Raw genomic sequence first — 9,287 nt, forward strand, 5'->3', positions numbered from 1 at the left:
ACATCGCGCATTAGCACCGTTCTGAGACACCAAACATGGGCAGTTGGTAAACTGTTTGTGCTCATATAGTACACTAAAAGATCATAAAAAGGAACTCCCTCCCATAGTAAAACGGGGTTTCAAAACGACTTCTCTACCTAGCGAACGTTGCCCGAAGTACCACCGGACCAGCCTCGTCCGTAGCGGGTCGGCGGGCCTCCACGCGTACAGCGCTGGGGACAACGACCGGGAACGACCTTGGCACCTCCCCCGCGTCCCCAAACAGCGATTGGGACGGCGCGGAAAACATGCTGGGGCTGCTGGCATCCTCTTTTGCGACCTGCGTGATGGGCTCGGCACCCGCCACGTCGCGAGAAGCATCGATCGCCGGCATTGCCGGAAACGCTGCTGAGGGGATACCGACCCGCCCAAGAATGTCGCGGGCGTAGCCGTTGCTGACGGGGTTGTGGACACTCCCCGAGTTGAAGCCACGGAGCGCGGCAAATGTCGCCCCGTCCGCGCGATAGCCTGCCTTGATCGCCTGTGCGTAGAAGTTGCGATAAATCGCACTTCCAACGCGGAGATTCATGCAGGGATCAAATGCTTGCTCCCATGTCATGCCATAGCGCACAACATTCGAGATATGCACTTGCGCCAAGCCCACCGAAAATCCCTTCCCTTCTCGCGCGAGGTTAACGGCAGTTTTGACGGCTTCTTCATAACTCTTTGGTTGGGTCTTCAGAACCGCCTTGCCGTCCAACCCGATCGCGTAGGGATTGAAATTCGACTCCTGGCGAACCAGCGACGTGAACAGCCGGCTATCAACGCCGGCTGCGCACACGTCAATTGCCGGAGCCTGCGCTGGCATTGCTGCTGTTATTGGCATTGCCGTTCTTGTAGAGAATCGACGCGCTCTGATAACCGCTGGATGAGCCGCCAAGGTTGAAGTAGTAGCTGTTGTCCATCGAGCCGTTGTAGACACGCATGGCGTAGCTCGTGACCCCATTTGGAGGAATCGTGTATTCGAAGTATTGAGTGCTTGGCGTGCCGAAATCGTTGGTGGTGACGTACGTGTAGCAAGCGGCACCCGCGACACTTGGGGAATACGCCGCGCACGTCTGAATGGGGCGCAGGCATACGCCAGTGAGCACGACGGACCCGTTATCGGTTGTTGCCTGTTCGGCCGTGAAGCCAGAGGGGCACTGCACATGGGGTTGGGAGTAGTAGGCGACCTGCGTGTTGTCCTTGTCATTGAACAAACAGGTGGGCCACGGCTTGAACTTCTTGATGAAGTTATTGATGAGCCAGTTCACGGGCGGCTGGCACTTGCTCTCGGCCGTCGGCCCTTTCGGGTTGGCAAAGCACAAGACGATCGCGCAGGGGAAGTCCTGCTCTTGAACATCCCCGTTGAAATTGGGGGATGGGGCTTGGGCAGACGCCGTGCCGCAGTAGGCGGCCAACGCCAGCATCAGCAGTGAAACTAGTTTTTTGGCAAATCGCATAGTGACTCCTGAAAGTGCATAAACAGTACACCAAATATGTATTTATAGTAAGAGCGAGCGTGGCGCAAGCAAACGTACGCTTGTAACGGCAGATGCAGGCGTCCTCTGCATTCCCCATGAGAGGGGTTGTGCGAAGCACCATATGAAAAAAGGGCCACTTTGTTCCCAAAGTGACCCCTTTGAAGTTCCTAACAAGTTCTTATAGTGTTCCTATTCTGCTCCCAAGTCGCATTACCTACCGCGTTCGAGACCTGCGCTGGCCAGGCTGACGCGTGCGCGATGGCGCACCGGAAATTTCCCGTGCAAGCGTTTGGCGCGCTGTTGTCGCGGCCCCCTTCTCTTGCTGCCGAATCGATACCGCTGCCCGGAGAATATCGGCCTCACGGCGATCGTCACGCAGTTCTAGCGCGGCGTACTTTCGCGGCTCGCGAGACATGGATTCGGCCAAGCGGGAGTGGTTGTCGGTGTAGATCGTGAGGTTGTGCCTGGCCCGCGAAATCGCCACGTAGTACACGGCACGGTTGCTGGTCAGGCTCCGAGTATCGGCGTCCATGAGAACGCGATCCGTGGTCAACCCTTGCGCGCTGTGTACGGTCTGCGCGTAGCCGTGCTGAGCGTGAATAGCCGCCGACCTCGACAAACGCGCGCCGTTCTCCAGAACAATCGCATCGTGGTAGACCGCCTTCACTTGGTGGCGCTCCCCGTTGTAGACGTGCTGCTTGTTGTCATTGCGGGTAATGCGCAGCCAGTCGCCCTGCACCACCTCGATCTCGGCGCGTTGATAGGTCGACACACCGGCCAGCTTGCCGGCGTCCACGGTAATCGGGCTGCCGTCGCCGCCCTTCAGAATCAAGGTGTTTACCCGCGAATCGATGGCCGTAACCTCGTAGTGCTCGCCCCGCTTCAACCCATGCGGCCCATCACGCTCGGCCAGCAACACAACACCCTCCTTGTAACTGGCAGCCTGGCGATGCTCAGCACGGGTCATGTCGAACGATTCAAGCGCCTGTACGCGCTCGCCGGCCGGAAGGTTTAGCCGTTCCCGAACGAGCTGGTTCACCTCCCTCCGCGCATCGTTGGTTCCGACAACAATGATGGTCCGATCGCGCTCTTCCGCAGTTTGAGAGGTGTAATCGACGGCGATGGCCTTATGACGGTCTTCAGGCTTCTCAATTTGCTGCACGCGCTCTTTCAGCAGGAGAACGGAGCCGCCAATGTTGTCGTTCGCTGCCTTTTCAACGGCCGCTTTCAGCTCCGCGTCCTTCTGCCGTTGAATCTCGGTGATATGCGCAGTTTGCATGCCGGCGTCTTGAAGCTGTTCGAACGGCTTGCCGGCCTCCACCGCCTGTGTCTGTTTTCGGTCGCCCAGCAGGACGAGACGAGCCCCATGCTGCTCGATGCGCTGCATCAGGTCTTCCATCTGGTGTGCAGGAACGACGCTGGCCTCGTCCAGAAACACGATCGTTTTGGGACCAAGCAAACCGGGCTCTGGCTCTTTCGCCAGAAAGGACGCCAAGGTATTCGATTCCATCCCCAGTTCTTTGAGGGCCTTGTTCTGCGATCCGTACGGAGCCAAGCCGATGACCTTGTACCCCTCCCCGGCTGCCTGCTTTTGAGACTCTTCCTTGATCGCATTCACTTGCTTGCTGAGAGCGTGGCTCTTCCCCACGCCCGCGAAACCCTGAATTCCCACAACCCGGTTCGTTGTGGTCAACACAAGCTTTGCAGCGTCACGTTGCCCTGCGTTGAGGTCGCTGTTAGCCAGCATCGCGTCAACCTCAGCCGCCGACTTAATCGGAGCAACAGTCTCCCGCCCCAACCGTTCCATCCAAAGAATCCGCAGTTCGCGGTTGCGCATGTCGGTCGTGGTGTACCGCTCTTCTGTCTCCACGAGGCGACCACTCGCAATGGCTCCGTCGACGGTCTTCTCTGCCCTCGCCTGGTCATAACCTTCGACGTGAACGAGCATCGAGACCCATGAAGCGCGTGTCAGCTTCTGAAGATCATTGTCGTGGCGAAACTTCTCAAACTGCTTGTCGACGGCCTTGGTCTGTGACTCCCGAGAAAACGACTTCGCGGTCTGATACAACGGCAGCTCAGGAAGAAGCCGGCCGTCAGCCTTGGCGCGTTCCAGCTCGCGATCAATCTCCGCCACGCCGCCGAGAGCCTTCAGGTATGCCCTTTCAAGCAGCTCCCCACGGGTAAAGATGCCCTGCCGCTCGGTCAAGTGTTCAATCGCAAACTCAAGCGCCGCCTTTGCCTTACCTGATCGATCAATGCCCTGCTCAGGGGTCTTTGCTTCATGCTCAGGGGTCCGCGCGGGTGCGCCGGCTTGTGGCTTAGTTTCTTGAGGTAGAGGGGATGCCGGTTCGTCCCGAACAACGGCCGCTGGCACCTTCTCGTCCGCTGGAGCGGACGGGCCACCGCCGCCGCCAGGGCGAGAACCAGAATCGCCAGGCGCTTGCGCGCCCTGCCCTTGGTCAACCTTTTTGCCGCTCTGCGGTTCCCCTGCGCCCTGCGGCGATTGCGCCCCAGGCTTTTCGCCGGTCGAACCACTGGGCGGCGGCTCCTTCGGCATCGATGATCCGCTATTCGACTGATCTGGCGTGACAGGCTTTCCTCCACGGTCATCGATCGCCGGCACGCGTGGTGGCGCAACTCGATTCTCTGGAGCTGCTTCGGGGATCTCTATGCCAGCCTGCTTCAAAGCATCGCGCCACTCCTGGCGCAGCGCGGCGCGATCGCCCTCGTCCTTCCGCTTCCGCGTGTTCTTCGTGATCGCTTGCTTCATGCCTCCTGATGCTGTGTCCCTGGTGAGACCTTGCGCATCAAGCTCTTGCTCAATCATGCGGCTGCGTTGGCTGAATAGCTTGATAGCCGCATCCGGCACGGAGGCCATCTCGAAGCCATCCCGCGTCGCACGGATTTCGTAACCCATATCCTCAAGCCGCTGGGCAAGCTGCGCTCGGTAATAGGCCCCGACCACCTTGACGCTCTTCAACATCTCTTCGTTTGCGATGGCAGTCCAGCGGCCATCTTCACGCTGCGTGAGATTCATCGTCACCGCGTGCGTGTGCAACTGTGGGTCTTGATCGCGCGATAGGTCGTGCTGAAATTTCGCGACAACAAGCTTGTTAGTGTGCTCACGAAACGAGATACGCTTGATCTTCTTTCTCGCGATAACTTTACTCTGCATGAGCTTGAGCGCGTCTTTCACTGCTTCATCGTGCGCAGCGATGACGCGGCGATCGCCGCTCACCAGCGCGACGATACTCACGCTCTTTGGTGCACTGAAGGTGAAGTCGATACCCAACCGAGGGTTGACGCGCTTGCCGTCCTTATCCGTCTTCGGCGCGGGCTTCCGAACAATACGACCATCAGGCAGCTTGCCGTCAAGAAGCTCTTTGAATGTTTCGCGATCGACACCCCCCTCAAGGCCAAGCGCAGTCGCGCCATCCCCATCCCATTCGCCTCGATGGCCTTCCTTGGTGTAGTAGTCGTCGGTTTCTTCGTAGTAGCTCGCAGCCTGACGAGACTCTTTGACAAACGAGAAGGTCAGCATTACTCGTCGCTCGCAAAATTGAGGGTGGACACCGAGTTGAAGTCAGGGGCGGTTGTCCAACGGTTCTCAGCCATAACAAGGGGCTCGATAACGCTCTTGCGGTTCTTGTAGAGCATCGTCACGCGCGAGATAGGGAAGTTGCCCGAATACTTGAGGTAGCCGGTGAGGTCGGGCAGGGTGTGGAGCTGCGATGCCATCACCACCCGTTCTTTTTCCTTGTCGAAGGACGTGCTAGCGCTCCTGCCGCTGGTCTCGCGTTTGCGGATAACCTCGTGCTCGCCCAGGCCCCTCGAAATCTCTTCCGACGTGTAGGTATCCATTTCCGCCACACCCAAGCTGAGCGTGCTGCGCAGACTGTTCCGCAGGGTCAGGGCATCGTCCTTGCCGTTGGTTGAGTTGAGCTGCGCGTACGACTGGAACCCAGCAAGGATGTACAGCTTGTGCTTACGGCCCTTGGTCGCGGCAGGAATGAGGTAATTCAGCTTCTCCAACGAGTCCAGTTCGTCAACGACCAGATGAAGGGCAGGGCGGTGCTTGTCGATTGGCGTCGACAAGGCAGCCGCGCAGGCCACGTCAAACATGCACGAGATGAGCGGCTTCAACGCGTGGAGCTGATCTTCTCGCCACGTGATCCAGAGGTTGCCGGTGCCTGTGTCAATCCAATCGCGCAGAACAAAGTCGTTGGCAGCCTTCTCCATCGCTGACAGATACTTGTGTGGGGTGATGTAGCGCGTGAGCACAGTCCGTACGCTGCCAAGGGTTTCCTCCGCCCCGTGGAACATCCCGGCTGCCGCAGTGTCCGCGAGCATTTCCTGTAGCTGGTCGTTCGGCGCGATGGCCAGCCAGTAGACCAGTTCGTCCGTGGTGCCCCGTTGTAACCGCCACAGCTTCAACATAACCTCGGCGGTAATCGTCCGGGCCATAGCGTTCCACTGCTCCTGCTCCGTCGATGGGCTCTTGGGAATAACACTGACCGAAAATTGCTCCACGTCGAATGGAACGCGAATTTCGTTGAAAATCCCCCAAGAGACCGAACGCTTGTCGAACGGGTTAAGGATTTTGTCGCCTGGCTTGTAGAATTTCTCCATAAACTGACCGTTAGGGTCAACACAGATAATTCGATCCGGCTTTGAGTTCGGTCGCCACCATTTAGGAAGATTCCTCGCCTGGGCAGACTCAATATAATCTGCGATTGCCTGCGATTTACCGGAACCAGTGGAACCAATAGCGCTGGCGTGCTGCCCCTCCACCTTCGTTGGCATCGGAATTCCGCCCAGGCGAAGTTGCTCAGTAAACCAACTGCGCGTCATATCCGCCAACTGAGCTGAACTAACCATGCGTGTGCCACGCAAAAACATCATAAAATCCGCGCCATCGAAGCCGCTGCGGGTATAGAAGGCGATTACCGCAAAAATAACGAACCCGTACAGGAAGGCAATTAGTGCCGGAACCCAAAGTAGGGGAGTGTGCGGCGTCGAGAGCAGCGCATAATAAAGTGCTTTCGCATATTGACCTCGGGGGAGGGTGTACGTCCGATTGGCCGCCCAAAACCATGCCCCGATCGTCATCCCCAGCACCATCAGGAACAGCCACCCCTTGTGACGGTCGTCATACCGCCGCGAACCTGCGCTCATAGTCCACCCCCTGCCTTCAAAAAGTCTTCCACCGCCTTCGAGCTGACGTAGCGGTCAATGACCAGGCGAGCGTCCTTCCCGAGCGACATGTGAAGCATCAAAAAGATAGCGGCAAGCAGCCGCAGTTCTGTATCCCGGTCGTGCTCCTTTTGTTCCTCGCCGTCACCGGAACTAGAACCACTTCGCTTCATATTCGATAGCATCGATAGAGCCATTTCCGAGTTGCGCCGCAGCTCGGAGAGCACGCCTTCACCTGGATTGAGGTTCCCGTAGTAGACCCGCTTAATGTGCGGTCCAAGCTTCGTTTCGCCCGCGATTTCCATCTGCCGGCGCATAAACGCCTCATCCTCGTCGCTCAGCCAGATGTTCAAAGTACCCATGCCATGTCACTCCCCTTGAATTTACGCGATCTTACCACCCTAACATGCCATATCGGCGCCATGTGCAAACCACTGGTTTTTCTTGTGAAGCCAAGTGCAGCTTGGCTTCACAGCACCTCGCAAGAGGTGCGTATGGTGTGTGACCCCTAGGACCGTCGATCGACCAGCCGCTTTTGGACCGTGCCGGGGCCGTTTTTGGACCGGTCGGGCCATCAAAGGGCGTATTTCACCCGTCTTTTGTGGTGTTTGAAGCACTTCAGGAGATGCAGTAGGGATAGCATCTGTAGTAGGATGTTCCCTAGATGTTCCTATCACGTTCCTACAGCGTTCCCTTTTTGTTCCTTTTCGGCAAAATCGCTACGGAAAGTGTTCCTTTTTAGTTGCCTTTAAGTACCCATCAAGTTACTATCAGCGCATGGAATCCACAGACGAACTCGCCAACATAGAAGCCATGGCCCGCACGTTGGTCGCTCAACAGTTGCGATCAAAAGCGGTCCTGCTGGAGCGTTTGCTGCCTCTCATCGACACAGCCAACGCCCTCGGCCATACGCACGCGAAGATTCAAGAAACGCTGCAAGCGGCCGGCGTTGAAATGACACTCCCGGTCTACATGCAGACGCTAAAGCGGGCTCGCAAGAGAGCCAGGGAGAGAGGTGTTGGCGGGGCGACTGGATCGATCAAACCGCTACAGGCTAGCGGGGGCTCGGGTGAGCTGAAGAGTGGTTCACCTGATCCAAAAAGTAGTGGTTCACATGAACCAACGGATAGTGGTTCACATGATCCAACCGAGGGTGAGACACCATCCTCGCAGGTAAGTGATGGAAGCGTTTTTGAAGTTCGCAACGCCTTGAAGCAAGCGCAAAAGGCCAGTCAAACCGATTATCGAAGCATTGCCCGTCAAACAAGGAAACCGACATGAGCAACAAAGACATGAAAATCGCCGTCATCAACCTGAGCGGTAACGTTGGCAAAACCACGCTCGCCGTTAACTGGTTGGCGGCTAGTCGTCCCAAAGCGAAATTCCTTTCTATCGAAGCGCATAATGCCTCGGTTGCTAACGAGGTCGAAAGCGTTGAGGCTGAAGAGTTCTCGGCTTCTGAGTTTCGCGAGATTTTCAAACAGCTCATGCTCCATGACGACATTATTGTCGATGTGGGCGCATCGAACGTCGTCGGCTTCATGTCGGAGCTGACGCGGTATAAGAGCGCCATCGGTGAACTTGACCTGATTATCGTGCCGACCGTGCCGGCCGATAAGCAGCAGAAAGACACCATCGCGACTATCGAATGGCTTTCCAAGCTGGGTATTCCGGCCAGCAAAATCCGTGTCGTCTACAACATGTACGATGGCGGCGAGGGTGGTTTGCTGGCCGTCGAACAGGTTTATGCGCAGATCAGCGGCTATGCCATGACGGACGGCAAGAACAAGGCCACTTATGAGCCGCACATCGTTATCAAGCAGAACGAGGTGTTTGATTTGGTCCGCCGCAAGAACATTCGCGAGCTGGCGGAAGATCAGACGGACTGGAAGGCCAAGCGCGTAGAGGCCAAGGCTGCGGGCGACTTCGAAATGGTTCAACAGGCTATCGAGCACCAAGCGGACCACGATTTGGCCGTTCACGCGTACGCCAACCTCGAGAACGCCACCGAACTGCTCTTCGGCAAGGCCAAGAAATGACCGACGCGGCCAAGCAACTGGACGGCGGCCCCAGCTCGCGGCGCGACGCCGCGATGCGGATCATCCTGGGCGAGTTGCACGAGACTTTCGACAGGGCGGAAGCCCTCATGAACGACGTGCAATCGGTAGAAAAGCAACTGAAGGAAACCGCGCGCACGGTTCAAGACAGCGCGCGGATGGCCCAGGACGCTGCCCGGATCGCAAAGGCAGCGGCCACAGCGCCTGAACCTGTTGCCTTGGCCGCTCCCAACCCACAAATCCCCCGAGCACTGCTCGCCATCGTCGGCGTCCTAGCCGGCTTGGTGGCCAGTCTCGTTGTGGTTGCGGGAATGTACGCGTTCAACCGGGATCGAGATGATGCAAAAGTGGGCCGCGCCGTAAGGGCAGCGTTCCCGACACTCGACCCAGCCACCCAAGCCAAGCTGCAAACGGCCATCAACAAAGCCCCTGAGCAGTGAATGCGGGGGTAAGTCCCCAACATCATGCGAATAATGTCCGGGTATTACAGTTAATGACACTGTAATGCCCTTTTTTTCACCCTCCGTTACTGCAA

Annotated in this window: 8 protein-coding genes; 3 read left to right on the top strand and 5 right to left on the bottom strand. The window is 57.5% G+C overall.

The features are described 5' to 3' along the window. Positions 1–133: 133 nt before the first annotated feature. From AAHM38_RS24870 to AAHM38_RS24890, 5 genes are all read right to left on the bottom strand, one after another. Positions 134–847: a transglycosylase SLT domain-containing protein gene (locus AAHM38_RS24870; RefSeq protein WP_342234375.1), complete on the bottom strand. Its 714-nt coding sequence runs from the start codon at positions 845–847 to the stop codon at positions 134–136. After that, positions 822–1,481: a hypothetical protein gene (locus AAHM38_RS24875; RefSeq protein ID WP_251471561.1), complete on the bottom strand. Its 660-nt coding sequence runs from the start codon at positions 1,479–1,481 to the stop codon at positions 822–824. Before AAHM38_RS24875 ends, AAHM38_RS24870 begins: the two co-directional genes overlap by 26 nt. Before the next feature lie 235 nt (positions 1,482–1,716). Then, positions 1,717–5,043 carry a MobF family relaxase gene (gene mobF / locus AAHM38_RS24880; protein WP_342234376.1) on the bottom strand — a complete coding sequence of 1,109 codons (3,327 nt, stop codon included), beginning with the start codon at positions 5,041–5,043 and terminating at the stop codon, positions 1,717–1,719. Further along, on the bottom strand, positions 5,043–6,677 hold the full coding sequence (locus AAHM38_RS24885; RefSeq protein ID WP_342234377.1) for a type IV secretion system DNA-binding domain-containing protein: 1,635 nt from the start codon (positions 6,675–6,677) through the stop codon (positions 5,043–5,045). The genes mobF and AAHM38_RS24885 overlap by 1 nt, the downstream gene beginning before the upstream one ends. Continuing rightward, the gene (locus AAHM38_RS24890) at positions 6,674–7,057 is read right to left on the bottom strand and encodes a hypothetical protein (protein ID WP_342234378.1); all 384 of its coding nucleotides are present in this window, start codon (positions 7,055–7,057) and stop codon (positions 6,674–6,676) included. The genes AAHM38_RS24885 and AAHM38_RS24890 overlap by 4 nt, the downstream gene beginning before the upstream one ends. A 415-nt stretch (positions 7,058–7,472) precedes the next feature. Here AAHM38_RS24890 and AAHM38_RS24895 point away from each other — a divergent pair, with 415 nt between their 5' ends. Genes AAHM38_RS24895 through AAHM38_RS24905 form a run of 3 tightly spaced genes read left to right on the top strand, consistent with a single transcriptional unit; the run spans position 7,473 to position 9,192 of the window. Continuing rightward, positions 7,473–7,976: a hypothetical protein gene (locus AAHM38_RS24895; protein ID WP_342234379.1), complete on the top strand. Its 504-nt coding sequence runs from the start codon at positions 7,473–7,475 to the stop codon at positions 7,974–7,976. Further along, positions 7,973–8,734, top strand: a complete 762-nt coding sequence (gene stbB / locus AAHM38_RS24900; protein WP_342234380.1) for a StbB family protein — start codon at positions 7,973–7,975, stop codon at positions 8,732–8,734. The genes AAHM38_RS24895 and stbB overlap by 4 nt, the downstream gene beginning before the upstream one ends. Beyond that, positions 8,731–9,192, top strand: a complete 462-nt coding sequence (locus AAHM38_RS24905) for a hypothetical protein (RefSeq protein WP_342234381.1) — start codon at positions 8,731–8,733, stop codon at positions 9,190–9,192. Before stbB ends, AAHM38_RS24905 begins: the two co-directional genes overlap by 4 nt. The last annotated feature ends 95 nt before the right edge of the window (positions 9,193–9,287 follow it).

The organism is Ralstonia sp. OTU4908, from assembly GCF_038440115.1.
In the GTDB taxonomy this organism is placed as follows: domain Bacteria; phylum Pseudomonadota; class Gammaproteobacteria; order Burkholderiales; family Burkholderiaceae; genus Ralstonia; species Ralstonia pickettii.